At 46.6% G+C, this 19,003-nt stretch carries 12 protein-coding genes; 10 read left to right on the plus strand and 2 right to left on the minus strand.

The window, feature by feature from the left end; genetic code table 11:
- Positions 1 to 10: 10 nt before the first annotated feature.
- Positions 11 to 1,240, plus strand: a complete 1,230-nt coding sequence (gene serA, locus K5Q73_RS02820; protein WP_220759043.1) for a phosphoglycerate dehydrogenase — start codon at positions 11 to 13, stop codon at positions 1,238 to 1,240.
- Between the two features lie 186 nt (positions 1,241 to 1,426).
- Positions 1,427 to 2,398, plus strand: a complete 972-nt coding sequence (gene ygfZ / locus K5Q73_RS02825) for a tRNA-modifying protein YgfZ (protein ID WP_220759042.1) — start codon at positions 1,427 to 1,429, stop codon at positions 2,396 to 2,398.
- 64 nt (positions 2,399 to 2,462) lie between these two features.
- Here ygfZ and K5Q73_RS02830 read toward each other — a convergent pair whose 3' ends face one another.
- Together K5Q73_RS02830 and K5Q73_RS02835 are read right to left on the minus strand one after the other, a co-directional pair.
- Positions 2,463 to 3,482 (minus strand): two-component system response regulator, encoded by a 1,020-nt coding sequence (locus K5Q73_RS02830; RefSeq protein WP_220759041.1) that lies wholly within the window; start codon positions 3,480 to 3,482, stop codon positions 2,463 to 2,465.
- A 141-nt stretch (positions 3,483 to 3,623) separates the two neighbouring features.
- Entirely contained in the window at positions 3,624 to 8,933 is a 5,310-nt protein-coding gene (locus K5Q73_RS02835; RefSeq protein WP_220759040.1) for a PAS domain S-box protein, read from the minus strand.
- Positions 8,934 to 9,340: 407 nt separating this feature from the next.
- Here K5Q73_RS02835 and K5Q73_RS02840 point away from each other — a divergent pair, with 407 nt between their 5' ends.
- From K5Q73_RS02840 to K5Q73_RS02875, 8 genes are all read left to right on the plus strand, one after another.
- Positions 9,341 to 10,009, plus strand: coding sequence for an ABC transporter ATP-binding protein (locus tag K5Q73_RS02840; protein WP_220759039.1), 669 nt, complete (start codon positions 9,341 to 9,343; stop codon positions 10,007 to 10,009).
- The gene (locus tag K5Q73_RS02845) at positions 10,002 to 12,539 is read left to right on the plus strand and encodes an FtsX-like permease family protein (RefSeq protein ID WP_220759038.1); all 2,538 of its coding nucleotides are present in this window, start codon (positions 10,002 to 10,004) and stop codon (positions 12,537 to 12,539) included. The genes K5Q73_RS02840 and K5Q73_RS02845 overlap by 8 nt, the downstream gene beginning before the upstream one ends.
- The gene (locus K5Q73_RS02850) at positions 12,536 to 13,633 is read left to right on the plus strand and encodes a lipocalin-like domain-containing protein (protein WP_220759037.1); all 1,098 of its coding nucleotides are present in this window, start codon (positions 12,536 to 12,538) and stop codon (positions 13,631 to 13,633) included. The genes K5Q73_RS02845 and K5Q73_RS02850 overlap by 4 nt, the downstream gene beginning before the upstream one ends.
- A gap of 493 nt (positions 13,634 to 14,126) precedes the next feature.
- Positions 14,127 to 14,402 (plus strand): chaperone NapD, encoded by a 276-nt coding sequence (locus tag K5Q73_RS02855; RefSeq protein ID WP_220759036.1) that lies wholly within the window; start codon positions 14,127 to 14,129, stop codon positions 14,400 to 14,402.
- Entirely contained in the window at positions 14,392 to 16,872 is a 2,481-nt protein-coding gene (gene napA, locus K5Q73_RS02860; protein WP_220759035.1) for a nitrate reductase catalytic subunit NapA, read from the plus strand. Before K5Q73_RS02855 ends, napA begins: the two co-directional genes overlap by 11 nt.
- Before the next feature lie 60 nt (positions 16,873 to 16,932).
- Positions 16,933 to 17,667, plus strand: a complete 735-nt coding sequence (napG, locus tag K5Q73_RS02865) for a ferredoxin-type protein NapG (protein ID WP_220759034.1) — start codon at positions 16,933 to 16,935, stop codon at positions 17,665 to 17,667.
- Positions 17,664 to 18,572 (plus strand): quinol dehydrogenase ferredoxin subunit NapH, encoded by a 909-nt coding sequence (gene napH / locus K5Q73_RS02870; RefSeq protein WP_220759033.1) that lies wholly within the window; start codon positions 17,664 to 17,666, stop codon positions 18,570 to 18,572. Before napG ends, napH begins: the two co-directional genes overlap by 4 nt.
- Entirely contained in the window at positions 18,569 to 18,994 is a 426-nt protein-coding gene (locus tag K5Q73_RS02875) for a nitrate reductase cytochrome c-type subunit (protein ID WP_220759032.1), read from the plus strand. The genes napH and K5Q73_RS02875 overlap by 4 nt, the downstream gene beginning before the upstream one ends.
- The last annotated feature ends 9 nt before the right edge of the window (positions 18,995 to 19,003 follow it).

Here is a 19,003-nt window from a genome sequence, read left to right on the forward strand (position 1 = left end):
TACATAAATCATGGCGAAACACTCGCTGGACAAGGATAAGATTAAGATCCTGCTGTTGGAAGGCCTTCACCAGTCTGCGGTGGATGTGTTCGAACGTGCAGGTTATAACAACATCGAGTATCACAAAGCCTCTTTAGGGGAAGAAGAACTATCCTCTGCAATAAAAGATGCGCACTTTGTTGGCATTCGCTCCCGTACCCAACTCACCGAAGAAGTCCTGTCCCACGCAGAGAGACTCGTCGGTATCGGCTGCTTCTGTATTGGTACTAACCAAGTTAACTTGTCTGCGGCTGAAAAGCTGGGGATCCCGGTTTTCAACGCTCCATTCTCTAACACCCGTAGTGTGGCTGAGTTGGTCTTAGGCGAAATCATCATGCTACTGCGCGGGATCCCGCAACGTAACGCTCTAGCTCACCGTGGTGGCTGGTTAAAGAGTGCTTCAGGCAGCTTTGAGGCTCGCGGTAAGACTTTAGGTGTCATTGGTTACGGACACATTGGCACACAGCTTGGTATTCTGGCTGAGACCCTTGGTATGCGCGTGATCTTCTTCGATATCGAAGACAAGCTACCATTAGGTAACGCGCAGCAGGTGCATTCATTACAGCAAGTATTATCCCTTGCCGATGTAGTCAGCTTACATGTGCCAGAAACCGCACAAACTAAAGAGATGATTAGCTTTGATGAACTTGCCTGCATGCGTAAAGGCAGCATTCTTATCAATGCCTCTCGTGGCACTGTAGTCGATATTGATGCTCTAGCAGCATCACTTAAAGAAGAACACCTTGCAGGTGCGGCAATCGACGTATTCCCTGTAGAACCTAAGTCGAACGATGATGAGTTCCTAAGCCCACTTCGCGGCCTAGATAACGTGCTACTAACCCCACATGTAGGCGGCAGTACGGCTGAGGCACAGGAAAATATCGGTATCGAAGTTGCGGGTAAGCTGGCTAAGTACTCGGACAATGGCTCAACCATGACGGCAGTGAACTTCCCAGAAGTTTCTCTAGCACAGCACTCTGGCACCTCGCGCCTACTGCATATTCACCACAACCGTCCAGGTATTCTGATCCAGATTAACTCGGCATTTGCAGAGAAAGGCATCAACATTGCTGCTCAGTATCTACAGACAACGTCTGAAATCGGTTATGTGGTAATGGAAGTCGACTCAGATCAGGCTGAAGATGCGTTAATTGAATTGCAAGCAATTGAAGGCACGATTAGAACTCGACTGCTTCACTAAATCAGTGACTAAGATCTAAGCGCTCATCTCCACTAGAACCGCGCACAGAAATAAGGCCGTATAAATCGTTTATACGGCCTTTGCTTTTATTTATATAAGCTTAAATAGTTTGAACTACTGCGCTTGCACGGTAAAAAATTAGCGGTACAATCATTGTCATTATTGGTTTACTTCTTGGACTTTCTCATGACGCTGTCAACTTCTCAGCCAACTTGGCCTCTTAACGGACAACAGCCTGACCTACTTTTTTCAGAGTTAACCCACCTAGGCTTAATGTCAGTGACCGGAGAGCAAGGTCGCAGCTTTATTCACGGCCAAGTCACAACCGATATCAGCTCACTTGAAAATGACCAATGGCGTTGGGGCGCGCACTGCGATCCTAAAGGTAAGATGCTAGCCAGCTTTAGAGCCTTTGCTAAAGACGACAGCCTATTTTTACTTATGCCGAAAGACACCTTGGCATTGGATTTACCGCAACTGCAAAAGTATGCGGTATTTAGCAAAGCAGAATTAGCCGATGTGACTGATACTTGGTTACTACTTGGCGTTGCTGGTGAGCAAGCTCAGGCTTGGCTAACCGCGCAGTTTGGTGAGCTTAACGATGAACTAACCTTAGTTGATAACGGCATGATTATTCATGATGCAGGTCGTTATATTCTTGCCATTGAAGCAACTCATGCAGATACATTAGTTGCTAAAATCGAGCAGCCAATCTTTGATGCTAGCGCATGGCAAGCTCTAGAGATCTTAGCGGGTTATCCAAACTTAGGTGCCAGCCACCAAGGCCAGTTTGTTCCGCAAATGTGTAACGTCCAAGCCGTTAATGGTATCAGCTTTAACAAAGGCTGCTACATGGGGCAGGAAACGATCGCCAGAATGAAGTATCGCGGTGGTAACAAGCGTGCGCTTTACATTGTTAGCGGCTCAGTATCTTCACCGCTAACTGCCGATAGCCAACTTGAAATTGCCTTAGAAGAGGGGCAAGGGTTCCGCCGTGCAGGTACCATCATCGAAGCAGTGCAACGTGATGGCCAAGTATTATTAACAGCCGTGCTGGCTAACGATACTCAACTCGATGCCAAGCTTAGATTTGCCGATGATGCCGAGTCAGACTTAACACTGATTGCGCTACCGTACTCGCTTGAAGAGCAAGAATAACTCAGTGAGCTGCTAATCACAGAAAAGGCGCTTAATGCGCCTTTTTTATGCTCTTTCCTTGGTGTTATTCTGTTTCATGGTGTGCGTCGCGGATCTGAGTGACGGCTTCTGTAAGTTGAGTAAAGTGACTCACCAGCTCTGGATCAAAGTGTTTACCCGACTCACTTTCAATTAGCTCCATGGTTGCCTTAACCGTCCACGCCTTCTTATAGGGCCGCACAGACGTTAGCGCATCAAATACATCAGCAATTGCGACAATACGGCCTTCAATAGGGATATCTTCCCCCGCTAAACCATAAGGGTAACCTGTTCCATCCCATTTTTCATGATGAGTCAGAGCGATTCGGCGTGCCATTTCTAATAGTGGATCACTGTGTTCACCAATAATTTCAGCGCCTATTTCGGCATGAAGCTGCATCTCCTGCCACTCACTATCATCTAACTTAGCTGGCTTCTTTAAAATAGAATCTGGTGTGCCTATTTTACCAATATCATGCATCGGCGCTGCGTTGTAGATAAGCTCGCAGTAGCGCTCGGGTAAACCTGACTGAATAGCTAATAAGCGGGCATAGTGACTCATTCGAATGACGTGCAGGCCTGTCTCATTATCTTTATATTCTGCTGCTCGTCCAAGACGACGGATGATCTCAAAGCGGGTCTCTTCCAGCTCTTTTGTGCGGGCTTTAACTTCTTGCTCAAGTAAACGTTTTTGATCATAAAGGGCTAAGTGAGTTTTCACCCTTGCCTTAACCACAGGTGCACTCACGGGTTTAGTAATGTAGTCGACTGCGCCAAGCTCAAACCCTTGGGTTTCATCGGCAACCTCAGTCAATGCAGTGACAAAAATAACCGGAATATGACTCGTTAATGGTTCTTGCTTAAGCCGTTTACACACCTCATAACCATTCATTCCCGGCATCATCACATCTAGTAAAATAAGATCGGGTGTAGTTTTGCTGGCCAACGATAACGCTTTAGGGCCATCGATGGCCACCTTTACTCGATAATCACCGCCTAAAACCCCAACCAGAATATCAATATTCTCGGGGGTATCATCCACAACTAAAATGGTGGCCTTGTCCATTAAACCATCACTCCTCTTAATGCTAAAAGTTTATCAAGTATAGCCAAGCATTCTTGCTCAGTTGCATAGCATGCGCTAAACCAGTTTAATGCCATTGCGCTCACTCAAGGTTAGTCGGGTAACCTTGCTATGGCGTAAGTGTTAATCAGCTAACTCGTCTTTAAATAGAGCCTGAATAAGCTCGACGGCTTCATCATATTGATAGCTATTTACCATCGTCATAGCGGGACTCATTTTCTGCCACAATGAGTCTGAGACCTGCCCTCGAATGTGCTCCATCTTGTCAACCGCATAGGAGTCGGCGTCTTCTAACATCTGCAGCAACAATTTAACTTCTTTAGCGAGATCATCATCTGACAGTAAAGAGGTTGGTGTTAGCGCATCGACATCTGCTAGCTCACCTTGTGCCGCCCCCTCTAAGTTTGCTTTCCAAGCTGCAATCGCCTGACATATTGATGCAGTAAGCTCGGCGACTTTAGCCAGCTCACCACTCACATCTGCCGTAGGTGAATCAATGAGTTTAGACTCGATTTCAGCAGCTAAAGACACTAACTCAGGCGAACAGAGGTTACCTGAAACCCCTTTTAGGGTATGGGCATAACGAATAGCATCATCAACCTCATTTCGGCTAAGCGCAGCTCCTATCTCCTCGGCAATATGTATTTTGCCACTATAGAAGCGATCGAATATTTTGCGATAAAGCCGCACAGAGTTTTGTACTAACTGCAGGCCTTTATCAATATCGAGTGCCTCATGTTGCGGCCAAAATATTCCCTCTTCACTCTCGTTAGACTCAAAATCCGTTAACGAAAAAACTTTGTCACTATTACCCAAATATTCTAGTAACACCTGATAGAGTCGAGCCACTTCGATGGGTTTGGCGATATGATCATTCATACCGGCTCGCAAACACATCTCCCGGTCACCCGCCATCGCATTGGCTGTCATAGCAATCACAGGTAGTTTATCTAAGCCTGGCATTTGCCTAAGCTTCTGGGTCGCTTGATAGCCATCCATTATTGGCATTTGGCAGTCCATCAATACTAAATCGAAGCTTTGTGTTGCCAATTTCTCTAGCGCAATTTGACCATTATCTGCAATAGAGAGCACCACACCGACTTGCTCAAGAAACTCTGTAGCCACTTCTTGATTCATGTCATTATCTTCAACTAGCAAGATATGCTTACCCCGCAGTTGCGCCAATAACTCTTGACCAATTTCGCTCCCTTGGCGCCTAACAGGCATAGTGCCGTCACGGCCCAATGAAGACATGATGCCATCTAACAGTCGTGAAGCACTGATAGGCTTAGTGATATACCCTGCTATTTGGCTATGCTCAATTCTCTCAATAAATTCACTGTTAACATGGGCCGATACGATTAATATTTTCGGTGGATTATCTTGCTCAGACAGAATTGTTTCAGCTGCCGTTAGGCCATCTATCTCTGGCATTAACCAGTCGATCAGCGCCACGGGGTAATCCTGCTGCTGGCACCGTTCAATCGCCTCGGCGCCACTCTTAACCGAATCAACTTTAAAGCCCATGCTTTCTAAAGTTGTGCGCATGATGTCTCGAGCGGTGGCATTATCGTCCACAACCAAGACTCGCATTCCTTCCACTTCTTGCTTAACCTTGAGTAGTTTCTTATCTGTAATACATAATCTCACAGTAAAGAAGAAGGTGCTGCCGTTGCCAAACTGGCTCTCAACCCCAATTTCACCGCCCATTAGCTCCACCAGCTGCTTACAGATAGCAAGACCCAGCCCTGTACCACCATACTTTCTGGTGGTTGAGGTATCAGCCTGAGTAAAAGACTTAAACAGTTTATTGCGCTGCTCTTCGGTAAGGCCGATACCGTTATCACGCACACTAAACTTGAGCAGTATGTCGTCATCGGTTTGTTCAAGTAGGCTAATTGACAGTAACACTTCTCCTTGATCGGTAAACTTGATGGCATTACTCATCAGATTGATTAGCACTTGGCTTAGACGTAGTGGATCGCCTTGTAACTGTCTTGGAATATTGGGGGCTACCGCGAACAACAACTCAAGACGTTTGTCGGCGGCTTTAACGGAGAACATATCACTGAGATCTTCGAGCAAGGTATCTAGCTGTAGAGGTACTGACTCGATATCTAACTTGCCCGCCTCGATCTTGGAAAAGTCTAAGATATCGTTAATAATCCCCAGCAAGGACTTAGAAGCTCTATCAATTTTTTGCACGTAGTTTTGTTGCTTACTATCTAGTTCGGTTTGTAGACAAAGCTGCGACATACCGATGATAGCGTTCATAGGTGTGCGTATTTCATGAGACATGTTAGCCAAAAAGTCACTCTTGGCCTGATTCGCCGCATCGGCACTATCTTTAGCTAGCTTTAACTCCTCTGAAAGCAGCTTGAGCGAGGTAATATTAGCCATAGACAATACAATAGAAGTGAGTTCACCGTGTTTATCCTGCAACTTAGTCAGCGTCATATCCATCCAGATACACTCCCCTGACTGATTGAGCAACCTAAGGTCGGTACAAATATTATCTGTGCCATCTTCGCTGAGCTTGGCGAAAACATCTCTGCCCTTGTCGCGATCTTCATGGTGCTGAAAGTCAAAGAAAGAGCAGCTTTTTATATGGTCAACATCAAGCTGCATATATAGACTAAACTGCTCATTACAGTCGAGAATATTCCCTCGATCATCAACATTAACAATGCCGATCCCTGCATTATCAAACAAGGCCCTAAAGTGGGCTTCTCGCTCTTCGAGCTCTTTATCTATCTGTTTACGATCGGTAATATCCATCAAATAACCGTTCCAGATAATACAGCCATCGCTTTGCAGATCGCCATGAGCCCCAGCCTGAAGCCAGCGAATATTACCTATCGGATGACGATACCTAAACTCTTCTGTCCACTGCAGCCCTTTACGACTTTTTCCCGATAGTGCCTCAATGATAACAGTCCGATCCTCACTGATAATGCACTCGGCAACTCGTTCAAAATGATCCAATACTTCGTCGCGATGGAAACCTAAAGTTGCGATACAAGCACTCGATAGAAATGTAAATCTACGCTCAACATTACTGCACCAATGCATTTGATATACAGTACTAGGAATAGATTCGGTAATGGTTTCCAACTGCTGCTGAGACTGGGCTATCGCCTCTTGGGCTAATTTGCTACTGGTAATATCGTTAATACTGCCGTCGAACCAAAGCGCAACCGCATCATCGTTATAGATAGCTTTGCCCTTCTCATGAACCCAATGAATACTGCCGTCTCGGTGCTTGATACGATATTGTATTTCGAAACTCTTTTGCTCTAGCAGCGCTTCATCAATCGCTTTGGTCACCAATTCAATGTCTTGTTCGACAACCAAGCTGCCATAGCTACGACCGTTATGCTCAATAAAATCTGCAGCCGGAAACCCAGTAATATCAATAATATTGTCGCTAACATATTCCATCAACCACATATCATCAATACGAGTACGATAGACGGCGCCGGGGATATTGGTTACCAAGCCCCTAAAACGGTTTTCACTATCTTTAACCTTTTGCGCGATCTCAAGCTCTAGGGTCATATCTCTAACCGTCGCCGCCACTTGGCGCTTGCCCTCTTCGGTAATGGGCAGTAACCCCAAACTCACTTCGACCGGGAACTCAGTACCATCACTCTTACGGGCATTGAGCGGCTCCCCCATGCCCATTTTGCGATCCCGCCCCTCAGTCGTAAACTGAGCCCGTTGCTCAGCATGCCCGCCTCGAACAGCATTTGGCACCAATTCATCAACGGACATGGCCAACATCTGTTGCTCTGTGTAACCAAACAACTGCTGGCAGCGACTATTAGTGAATACTAACTGCCCTGACTCTTCGACAATCAACATAGCCTCTGGCGCAGACTCGAGCACCGCATTTGACCAAGCCACTGCAGAAAACTGTTCGCTCACATCATTAAACAATACTTCAATCGAAAGTACTTCCTGATTATCTGATATCAAGGGCTGCATAAATACGTCTAATTGTCTTAGCTTACCTCCCGCATCAATCATCTCAACTTGGTGTGGCGGCACATTTTCACCAAGCAGTGCTTGATCCATAAACAGCCAATTAAGTTCATTAATAGGATTGTCTGAGAACATTCTCTGGTACTTACGTTTCAGTAACTCAGGTGCGACTCCCAATACCTTTTCAACCCCATCACTGACCTGATCAAGCATTCCATCAGGGCTGACAGAGCAATAAAAAGACTTATCACTCATACCATCGATCAACTTAGCAAAGCGATTACCTCGAGAATCTAACAGCGCTTGCTCCCGCTCCTCTAACACCTTAGCCATATCGTTAAACTTTTCTGTGAGCGTTGCTATTTCACTGCCAGCTCCGCGGGGCTTGTCTATACGTTTTTTCTCACCGGCAGCAAAGGCAACAATACCTGCCTCTAGCTCTTCTATTGGACGTGTCAAACGGCGAGCAGTGATATAGCCTGTAAGTAACAAAAGAATAGAAAGTAGTAGTAAATTGAGACTTAAAGCGGAGAAGTCACTGAAAAATGCTTGATGCAGCTGAGTCTCTGGGGTCATGATGACAACACGCCAATTTAAAGCTGACACGACGCCAAGGCTTGCGAGGTACTTATCACCCTGACTGTCTTCTATATATGAATACCCCGTCACTCGACGCTTAACTAAGTCTAAAAACTCCTGATTTTGCTCAGATTGTGCCAACCATTTATCAGCTCCACTTTTAAGGAGTAAGCTCTTATTAGGGTGATAGATAAGCTGTCCCTTATCATCAATCACTACGATGCGCTTAGCTGAAACCCCCACCATTTGTGGAATGGCGTCGAGTGCGAGATCGACAGTGACCACTCCTGTAAAGGGCCTCTTATCACCAAATGGCTGAGAAAAACTCACCATTAAGACGTTTCCCGCGCCCTCATCAAGATAAGGCGGAGACCAATAACCATTGGCATCATTAATAGCTCGGCTCCACCAATCCCACTCGCCATTGGTATAGTCATAACCATCGGCGCCAATATCCATCACCCGGATCTTGTTCTCATCTCGAAATGCGTAGGGAGCATAGAGTTTTCTCCCCTCAATAAAATTATTCCTAAATGCGATGGCGCTACCATAAAAGTCGCTATGAAGTTCGAGGCGATGAGTTAACAACTGTTGCAGCTTAGCTTCATCGGTAAACACTTCTATGTTGCCAGCTTCACTCAACAGTTCTGCTAATGAACGAGTATCGGTTTCGGCTGTCACGAGGAAATGCTGTAAATGCAGGGCAGCGCTCTCGGCTTTTTGGCCGATATATTGATAAATATCTTGCTCTTCATCTTGGTAATTAAACCAAGCATTAACGCTAAAAACTACAGCCATGATAGCAATCAAAGGCAGTGCCATTTGCGATAAAATTCGGCTACGAAAGGTACGAAGTCTGCTCATATCCATAATCCACAGTAACTAATTATTATATTGAGGGTGGTCAAAGGTGTTCATGGTCAAAAAAGCCACAACACCAAACTACTCTAGTTTTTCGAAGCAATGCAATAGCTTCATTCTGCACATAAAAGTAGGTTACGTGAGCCACAATCAGATAAACCAAACCAAGCAACAGCGCCCAGTAAACACATGATGACATTGAAATAATATAGCAACAAATATCCCCTTGCGTCCCCAGATTCAATATAAAATTAACACCTTAATTAGTAAATTAATTCTAGCCTTCAGGGAGTTTTTTTGAGGAGGTAACCTTTATAAAAGCGAAGATCTTAATGCGTGACAAATACGTATAGGCCTAAAAATCATGATAGATTAACACTTAGTCTGCCGGCACTGCCTTTATAACAGGGGAAGTAATGAGTATAGAGATTGTCCGACTTAATCGAGTCTCAAAAGGCTTTAACGATGGCGATAAATATCATCAGGTGCTAGATGATATTAACCTTACACTCAATATTGCAGACACTGTGGCATTAACTGGCCCGAGTGGAAGCGGTAAAAGCACCCTGCTCAATATCATTGGTGGCTTTGAATTTATCAAGCAAGGCCAGTTACTGCTTAATAAACATGACACCACAAACTGGCAAGATAAACAGTGGAGCCAATTTAGACGCCAGCATTTAGGCGTCGTCTTCCAGCAGTTTAATCTACTTACCCCGCTCAACGTCCGCGATAATATTGCCTTTTCATTACGCTTAAATCAGCAAAAGTGGAGCCCTTGGTGCGACTATCTACTTAGTCAGCTTGGGCTTGATGAAGTTAAAAACCGCAATGTCGAAACGCTTTCTGGCGGTCAGCAGCAGCGCGTTGCCATCGCTCGCGCCCTCGCGCACAAGCCGCAACTATTACTGGCCGATGAACCAACGGGAAACTTAGATGAGAAAGCTGGTCATCAAGTGATGAGCCTGCTCACTCAGCTTGCTGCAGAATCTAAAACCTGTGTCTTAATGGTCACCCACAGCAGTGACTGCGCCGCCTTTATGAAGAGGCGCTGGCATTTAGAGCAGGGAAAGATCCATGAGTAACAATACGATGGCAGACAGCGGCCTAATGGTACGCTTAAGCTTAGGTGTCTTTGCCCGTCATTACCTTAAGTCGCCACTGCAAGCAGGTGCGATTATCTTAGGGGTTATACTCGCCGTCACCCTGTTGATTGGCGTTAGAGCGACCAATGAAAATGCAGTTCGTAGTTACTCTGAGGCCACCGAATTATTAAGTCAGAGGGCACAATTACTACTCACCCCCATTAGCGGCAAAAAATCACTACATGAGTCGGTTTACTTTACTCTTCGGCAAGCGGGGCTCACTCAGGCTTTAGCCGTATTGACTGGCACAGTCAGTGACGAAATGGGTCAGCGTTGGGATATTCAGGCCAGCGATCTGGTCGCGGCGCTGTCGATACAATCCAAGCAATCAACGTCAACACATGCCGCTACAGGCTCGAAAGAACTCTCTCTTCTATCTGCTGACCTTCCACTCGCTAAGCTATTATCGGCAGCCCCTTACATCTTAATGAGCGAAAGCTTTAGTGCCCAAGTCGCCCCTCAAGGCAGCATTGAACTCAACGGCTATCAACTGAATGTGATCCCCCTAAGTGATGAGCTTGGGCTCGGCAACGCTATTTTGATGGATATCTCCCTTGGGCAAAAAATTCTGAATCAAGCCGCAGAGCTGAGCTATATAGCTCTTTTTGATAATCCCAACAATTTGACCAAGCAGATCCAGCAACTGTTTAATCAACAAACCCAGCAGCACTTTATCTTTACTCAGCAAGATGATGGCGAGGGACTGACTAGTCTGACACGAAGCTTTCACCTCAATCTCACGGCCATGAGCCTACTGGCATTTATCGTCGGCTTGTTTATCGCTTATAACGGCGTGCGCTACAGCCTACTCAAACGCCAAAAACTGTTAGTGCAGCTACAGCAGCAAGGCGTGCCCCAACGGTCCCTGCTACTCGCCCTGCTTTTTGAACTGCTTATATTGGTGCTAGTAGGCTCCTTAGTTGGCTTCATTCTTGGCCTACAGCTTAGCCATTGGCTGCAACCCATGATTGCACTCACCCTTGAGCAACTCTACGGCGCAAGGCTCATGCCGGGAGTTTGGCAGTGGAGCTGGCTGTATCAAGCTATCGGTCTAACATTTTTCGCGGCGTTATTGGCTTGCTATCCCTTATTTAAAACCTTAGCCAAGCAGCCGTTAGCCCGCAGTGCGAGCCGCTTCGAACAGCAAAGCCACGCTAAGAAGCAGCAACTAAAGCTCTTTATCATTGGCTTAATATTGTTGTCCGTCGCTGCGGGATTGTTTCCATTGACGCAGGACTATCAACATAGCTTAGTTTTATTAGGTGTAGTCACCATTGCCATGCCATTGTTATTGCCAATGGTGCTGCAAGTTAGTTTGTCGCTTGTAGAGCGGGTGACTCAGGCGGGGTTATGGCAATATGCCGTAGCCGAGAGCAAGGAGCTTATCGCGCCGCTTTCTCTTGCCATGATGGCGATGCTATTGGCGCTTACTGCCAACATCTCGATGAATACCTTAGTGGGGAGCTTTGAGATCACCTTAAAGCATTGGCTCGATGACAGGCTATATGCAGACCTTTATATCCGCCCTCCCAGCGATAAAATGCTCGAGACGCAAGCCTTACTTAATAACTTGCCTAAAGTCAGCGCGGTTTATGGTCAATGGCTTCATTCCAGCCATTACCAAAACGCTCCGGTCAGTTTAATGACCCGTGATGCCCACTCGCTGAGAAACAGTAATCAGATAAAGGCGCAACAGGCCGATCATTGGCAAGACTTCTTCAATGCAGAGGTGTTGATGATAAGCGAGCCAATGGCAATCAAGTATCAACTCGATGTGGGCGATAGAATCGCTCTAGCCGAATTTGACAATGCTTCGCTTCCCCCGATGCCAATTGGGGCCATTTTTTATGATTATGGCAGCCCTAAAGGGCAAGTAATCATCAGCCAGACGACGTGGCAGCAGCTGGGCTTACCCGTTCCCCCAAGCAGTATTGCCGCAGATTATGATAATGAGATTAGCGAACTAGAATCGATACTACAAAGCCAGATACCACTCTCTGCGGCGCAAATGTATAACCAGAGCAAGATAAAACAACGTGCCATGCAGATCTTTAAACGCACCTTTTCAATTACCTTAGTACTAAACAGCCTAACTTTACTAGTAGCGGCTGTAGGCTTATTTAGCGCCTGTTTAATGCTAACCCAAGCAAGGCAGGCTCCACTCGCTAGGCTGTATGCGCTGGGTGTCAGTCGAATGCAATTGCGAACCTTAGTGTCGGGGCAGATGCTGTTAATCGTACTACTGACCTGCTTACTCGCCCTACCAACTGGCGCGCTACTGGGTTATTTACTGATTAATAAAGTCACCCTACAGGCCTTTGGCTGGAGTATCGCCATGGTGTGGGACTGGCAGGCGTATTTCAGGGTATTAGTGACCGCCTTAGTTGTCAGCTCCGTGGCGGTTATTCTGCCACTATTGTGGCAAACACGCCGCCCCTTGATAAGCAGCTTGCAGCAGGAGGCATTATGAAACTACGAATTTACAGCTTAATATTTTGCCTCTTTCTGGGAGGGTGTTTCTTTGATTCACCCTCAACCTCTTCTCGGGGGATGGGACAACTGCTAGATGGAGACACGACTCACTACGCCCCTGTTGTTCCAGGAAAGAGACTCACCTTTCCAGCAGATCATATGGCCCACGACGACTTTAGACAGGAGTGGTGGTATTTAACCGCCAACCTCATAACGGAAACTGGTGAACCATTAGGTCTGCAATGGACCCAATTTCGGATTGCGCTTGCGCCACCATCACCGACTCAAGATAAATTCACATCGGATTGGCAGACCGAGCAGTTGTATATGTCGCACACAGCCATAACCAGCGAGCAACAACACCAAGCTGAAGAAAAATGGACCCGAGGCAACGCCAATTTTGCTGGCACTAAAGCTAATCCATTAGTTATCCAACAAGACGATTGGCAGTGGCGCAGTGACAGCCCGCAGCTGTTCCCTGCAACTTTGTCAGCTAATACCGCAGAGTTTAGCTATCAATTGCAACTCGACAGTAAAGCACCGTTTCAACTGCAAGGCGATAATGGCTATAGCCGCAAAAATGCCACTGGCACGGTAGCAAGCTACTACTACAGCCAGCCTTTTATCGAGGTCAGTGGCACTATCGAACGAGATGGCAAAACCATTAAGGTCAGCGGTAATGCCTGGTTAGACAGAGAGTGGAGTTCACAGTTTTTATCGAAAACCCAACAAGGCTGGGACTGGTTTGCTTTTAGACTAGATGATGGCTCGGCGCTTATGTTGTTTCAGCTTCGAGACAACAGTGGCAAACAACAAGACTTTTATAGCGGCAGGCGCATGTACCCAGACGGCAGCGGCACACAAATTAGCAGCGAGCAGATCTCAATGACTGCTACAGCATGGCAGCAAACAGATTCAGGTAGATACCCGGTAGCTTGGGATATATCTATCCCCTCACAAAACATTGAGCTCTCCACTCAAGCGCTTAACGCTAATGCCAGCATGCCATTGTCCATTCCATATTGGGAGGGACCAGTTAGCATAAGCGGTAGTCATAGTGGTTTAGGTTATATGGAACTGACTGGTTACTAGCTCGCAAGCCATTGAATTTATCTCAGCTACAGCAACTTTAGCCCGAGGCTGCGAGTCTATTTCTTAATTGGCAGTTAATACCAAGTTAGCCACTTTCATTAAGTTATTCGGCGGATTAGAACTCATCAACATTAGGGGAATTCTTCGATAGTTCTCAGGAAAACAGGGTTAATCACCATGTGTTTTTATCAGTAAAAACCAGCAACAGATAAGAATCATTCTCATTAAGCAAGCTTTTGAATATCTTTGGTTTTTAATGTAGCGCAAGCTAACATTCTAGATGGACAAAATTCCAACAACCCCCTAATATTTATTGGTCAATTTGAGAACTAGATCACCCTCAAAAAGTTGATCTTAGTCTACAAAACCCACCAATACCCCTTGTGAGGTATACCCACAATTTTCATGAGGTCTAGACTCGATATAAACCTTGGTAAGTAACCGCAGCACGACTCAAATAAGTGTTATTTGCTAAATCATAAAAGGTAACCAGATGAGCCAAGAATTTCATATTACCAGCCTAGTAGTGCACGCCGCACCACATGCTGTAGCTGAGATTAACAACAGGATCTCAGCACTGTCAGGCACCGAAATCCATGCCGTTACTGACGAAGGTAAGTTTGTGGTCACCGTTGAAGGTGACACCCAACGCGCCATCCTCGATAGCGTAGAAGCAATTAACGCCCTAGAAGGCGTGCTTAATAGCAGTCTTATTTATCATCAAGTCGATCCAGTAGAAAAAAAGAGTGAGGAACACCATGAGCATTAGCCGTCGCGAGTTTCTAAAAGCCAACGCCGCCGTTGCAGCCGCAACAGCCGTAGGCGCGACTCTGCCAGTTAAGATAGTTGAAGCTGCAGAGCAAAAAGATAGCATCAAGTGGGACAAAGCACCTTGTCGTTTTTGTGGCGTAGGTTGTAGTGTTCTAGTGGGCACAGACAATGGCAAAGTGGTCGCCACCAAAGGTGACCCTGAAAGCCCTGTGAACAAAGGCCTTAACTGTATTAAAGGCTACTTCCTTTCTAAAATCATGTACGGTAAGGATCGCCTCACTACACCGCTTCTACGTATGAAAGACGGTCAATATGATAAAGAAGGCGAGTTCACCCCAATCAGCTGGGATAGCGCTTTCGACATCATGGCTGACAAGTGGAAAAACACTCTTAAAACTAAAGGCCCAACAGCAGTTGGTATGTTTGGTTCTGGTCAGTGGACAGTTTGGGAAGGTTACGCCGCTTCTAAACTGCACAAAGCCGGTTTCTTAACTAACAATATCGACCCGAATGCGCGCCACTGTATGGCATCAGCGGTTGTTGGCTTTATGCGTACCTTTGGTATTGATGAGCCAATGGGTTGTTACGATGACTTAGAAGCGGCAGACCAATTCGTGCTTTGGGGCGCCAACATGGCTGAGATGCACCCAATCCTTTGGGCGCGCTTATCTGACCGCCGCCTAAGCAGCCCAACAAGCCGCGTACACGTACTTTCGACTTTCGAAAACCGTAGCTTCGACTTGGCTGACAACGCGATGGTATTCCGTCCACAGTCTGACTTGGTGATCCTTAACTACATTGCTAACTACATCATTCAAAACGATGCAGTAAACAAAGACTTCGTTAACAAGCACACCACCTTTGCCTTGGGTACTGACGATATCGGTTACGGTCTACGTCCAGACCATCCGCTTGAAAAGAAAGCCAAGAACCCAGGTAACGGTAAGTTCGCACCAATTAGCTTTGACGAGTACGCTAAATTCGTAAGCACTTACACGCTTGAATACGCAGCTGAAATGAGTGGTGTTGAGCCTGAAAAGCTAGAGCTTATGGCAAAAGCTTATGCCGATCCAAACGTGAAGATGATGAGCTTGTGGACCATGGGTATTAACCAACACACCCGTGGTGTGTGGGCCAACAACATGCTTTACAACATCCACTTGTTAACCGGTAAGATTGCCACGCCAGGTAACAGCCCGTTCTCACTAACAGGTCAACCATCAGCTTGTGGTACTGCACGTGAAGTGGGGACATTCGCCCACCGTCTGCCAGCAGACATGGTGGTGATGAATCCTAAGCACCGTGAAATTACTGAGAAGCTATGGCAAGTACCACAAGGCACTATTCCGCCAAAGCCTGGTTTCCACGCGGTACTACAGAGCCGTATGCTTAAAGATGGCAAGCTGAACTGTTACTGGACCATGTGTACCAACAACATGCAGGCCGGCCCGAACATTAACGACGAAATGTACCCAGGTTTCCGTAACCCAGAAAACTTCATCGTGGTGTCTGATCCATACCCAACAGTGACTGCAATGGCAGCCGACTTGATTCTACCAACAGCTATGTGGGTAGAAAAAGAAGGGGCTTACGGTAACGCAGAGCGTCGTACTCATATGTGGCACCAGCAAGTTAAAGCACCAGAAGGCGCTAAGTCTGACTTATGGCAGCTAATGGAGTTCTCTAAGCGCTTTAAAGTATCTGAAGTATGGCCTGCAGAGCTGATTGCGAAGCAACCTGAACTGGCTGATAAAACCCTATTTGACGTGCTTTATGCCAACGGCGTAGTCAACAAGTTCCCAGCAAGCGAATGTAAAGGTGAGTACAACGACGAGTCTGATGCATTTGGCTTCTACGTGCAAAAAGGCCTATTCGAAGAATACGCTCAATTTGGTCGCGGTCACGCTCACGATTTAGCTAACTTCGATGCTTACCATGAGTCTCGCGGTCTACGCTGGCCAGTAGTTGATGGTAAAGAAACCTTACGCCGCTTCTCTAAGGGTGACCCTTATGTGAAAGGCGACAAGGAATTTGACTTCTACGGTAAGCCTGACGGTAAAGCGGTTATTTTCGCCCTACCATATGAGCCTGCAGCTGAAGAGCCGAATGAAGAATACGATATCTGGTTATCAACTGGCCGTGTTCTTGAACATTGGCACACTGGCTCAATGACTGCTCGTGTACCTGAGCTTTATCGCGCTTACCCAGATGCACAGATCTTTATGCATCCTGAAGACGCTAAAGCACGTGGTCTAAAACGTGGTGATGAAGTCATCGTAGCTTCACCTCGCGGCGAAGTGAAAACCCGTGTTGAAACTAAAGGCCGTAACAAGCCGCCAAGAGGCGTGGCGTTTATGCCATTCTTCGATGCGCGCCAGCTGGTCAACAAGTTAATACTTGATGCAACTGATCCTCTGTCAAAAGAGACAGACTTCAAGAAGTGTCCAGTTAAAGTGATGAAAGCATAAGCTTGTCACTAATAAATTTAACTTTAATCGCTTGAGCAAAAGCGGAGAAAACTAACGCAAATGAGTACGGTCAATCACAGTAAGTTCGCATCTAAAGGCGTCAATCGCCGCCAGTTTTTAGCCACATCGGCAAAAGCAGGCTGTGCGATGGGCTTGCTAGGAATGGGATTAACGGCAGTTGCTAAGCAATCTAGTCAGTTAGACCCGCTCGCGATTCGACCGCCAGGCGCATTAAGTGAAAACGATTTTCTCTCGGCCTGTGTACGCTGCGGTTTGTGTGTAGACGCCTGCCCTTACGACACCCTAAAACTGGCTCGCTGGTTTGAAGGTGTTCCAACGGGTACGCCCTACTTTACTGCGCGCACTATCCCTTGTGAGATGTGTGAAGATATCCCTTGTGTTAAAGCTTGCCCATCGGGCTCGCTCGATCACGCTTTAACGGATATTGAAGACGCTAAGATGGGGATTGCGGTCTTAATAGACGAGAAAAATTGCCTTAACTTTAAAGGGCTACGTTGCGATGTTTGTTACCGGGTTTGCCCGCTAATCGACGACGCAATCACCCTTGAAATGCAGCACAATGAACGCAGTGGTCATCACGCTATGTTTTTACCCACAGTCAACAGCGATAGCTGCACGGGCTGTGGTAAATGTGAACATGCTTGCGTGCTTGAACAAGCTGCGATCAAAGTGCTACCGCCTCATATTGCTGTTGGTAAAGCTGCTGCACACGATACTTATATCAACACCGAAGAGACCACGCTTGAGATGTTAAACAAGGGGCTTGATCTATGAGCCAAACACTAAAGCAAAAACCGACAACACATGGCTTTGCTAATGCGGCAGTGAAAGAACTCGGCTGGTGGCGCGTCCACAAGTTCTTGTTCTTACGCCGTGTAAGCCAAGTCAGTGTCTTTGCCATGTTTGCCCTTAGCCCCTTCATCGCAACGTGGGCTGGCGTTTGGTTACTTAAAGGTAATCTTTCTGCCAGCGAACTCTTCGGCGTTGTGCCTTTGTCTGATCCACTTGCCACTTTTCAGGTGTTGATGACAGGCCATTTACCCGAGTTAAGCCTAATACTAGGTGCCGTTATTATTGCGCTGTTTTACGCAGTATTAGGTGGCCGAGTATTTTGTAGCTGGGTCTGCCCCGTGAACATGGTGACAGACTTAGCGAGTTGGTTACGCCGTAAGATGAACTTGCCTCGCACCTCAGAGATGCCAAGAAACTTACGTTATTACCTACTTGCGCTCGTACTGCTATTGCCTGTAGTTACCGGCCTAACGGTATGGGAATGGGTTAACCCCGTTCCTGTATTGTACCGCGCGGCACTATTTGGCGCTGGCAGCGGTTTATGGATTTTGGCCGCTATCTTCTTGCTGGACTTATTTATCAGTGAGCGAGCATGGTGTGGGCATTTATGCCCAACAGGTGCACTCTTTGGCCTACTTGGCAAAGTGAGTCCGGTAAAAGTATCTGCTGTAAACGCAAAAGATTGCGACAACTGTATGGATTGCTTTGTTGTATGCCCTGAAAGACAGGTATTAAAGCCTGCACTCAAAGGTAAGCAGCCTATGATCACCAACAGTGATTGCACTCAATGCGGCCGTTGTATCGACGTTTGCGCCCAACGCGTTTTCCAGTTTCAGAATCGAAAGAATCAAAATCGAATTGCCCTAAAGGCGGAGAACAACCAATGAAAAAAGTACTCACCTTAGCTGCGCTAGTAATGGCGCTTAGTGCTTGCTCTGGTCAGCAAGCAAATACTCAAGCAGAGCCTGTAAACATCAGCTCATTGGGTAAGTCTGAAATCACCGATATTCGTGCAGCCGATCCGGCGCCGCTTTATCCGAAACGTGGTAAATCAATTGAACGTACTTTTGTACATCAACCACCGATGATCCCGCACAAAGCAGACTACCCAATTACGCTTAAGCGTAATGGTTGTATCAGCTGTCATAGCCCTGCAAAAGCAAAACGTATGAAGGCAACTGCGGTTGATCCATCGCATATGTTGGCCGACGGCAAGTTAAACAACGAGTACTACAACTGTACTCAGTGCCACACGCCTCAAGCTGAAAATAAGCAAGAATTAGTCGAGAACGACTTTTCAGCTCAGTAAGTGCTAGCG

Origin of the sequence: Shewanella sp. MBTL60-112-B2, from assembly GCF_019655055.1 — a bacterium.
Classification (GTDB): Bacteria; Pseudomonadota; Gammaproteobacteria; order Enterobacterales; family Shewanellaceae; genus Shewanella.

Coding starts and splice junctions, on each gene's coding strand:
- serA (WP_220759043.1), top strand. CDS start 11: ATGGCGAAACACTCGCTGGACAAGGATAAGATTAAGATCCTGCTGTTG.
- ygfZ (WP_220759042.1), top strand. CDS start 1,427: ATGACGCTGTCAACTTCTCAGCCAACTTGGCCTCTTAACGGACAACAG.
- K5Q73_RS02830 (WP_220759041.1), bottom strand. CDS start 3,482: ATGGACAAGGCCACCATTTTAGTTGTGGATGATACCCCCGAGAATATT.
- K5Q73_RS02835 (WP_220759040.1), bottom strand. CDS start 8,933: ATGGATATGAGCAGACTTCGTACCTTTCGTAGCCGAATTTTATCGCAA.
- K5Q73_RS02840 (WP_220759039.1), top strand. CDS start 9,341: ATGAGTATAGAGATTGTCCGACTTAATCGAGTCTCAAAAGGCTTTAAC.
- K5Q73_RS02845 (WP_220759038.1), top strand. CDS start 10,002: ATGAGTAACAATACGATGGCAGACAGCGGCCTAATGGTACGCTTAAGC.
- K5Q73_RS02850 (WP_220759037.1), top strand. CDS start 12,536: ATGAAACTACGAATTTACAGCTTAATATTTTGCCTCTTTCTGGGAGGG.
- K5Q73_RS02855 (WP_220759036.1), top strand. CDS start 14,127: ATGAGCCAAGAATTTCATATTACCAGCCTAGTAGTGCACGCCGCACCA.
- napA (WP_220759035.1), top strand. CDS start 14,392: ATGAGCATTAGCCGTCGCGAGTTTCTAAAAGCCAACGCCGCCGTTGCA.
- napG (WP_220759034.1), top strand. CDS start 16,933: ATGAGTACGGTCAATCACAGTAAGTTCGCATCTAAAGGCGTCAATCGC.
- napH (WP_220759033.1), top strand. CDS start 17,664: ATGAGCCAAACACTAAAGCAAAAACCGACAACACATGGCTTTGCTAAT.
- K5Q73_RS02875 (WP_220759032.1), top strand. CDS start 18,569: ATGAAAAAAGTACTCACCTTAGCTGCGCTAGTAATGGCGCTTAGTGCT.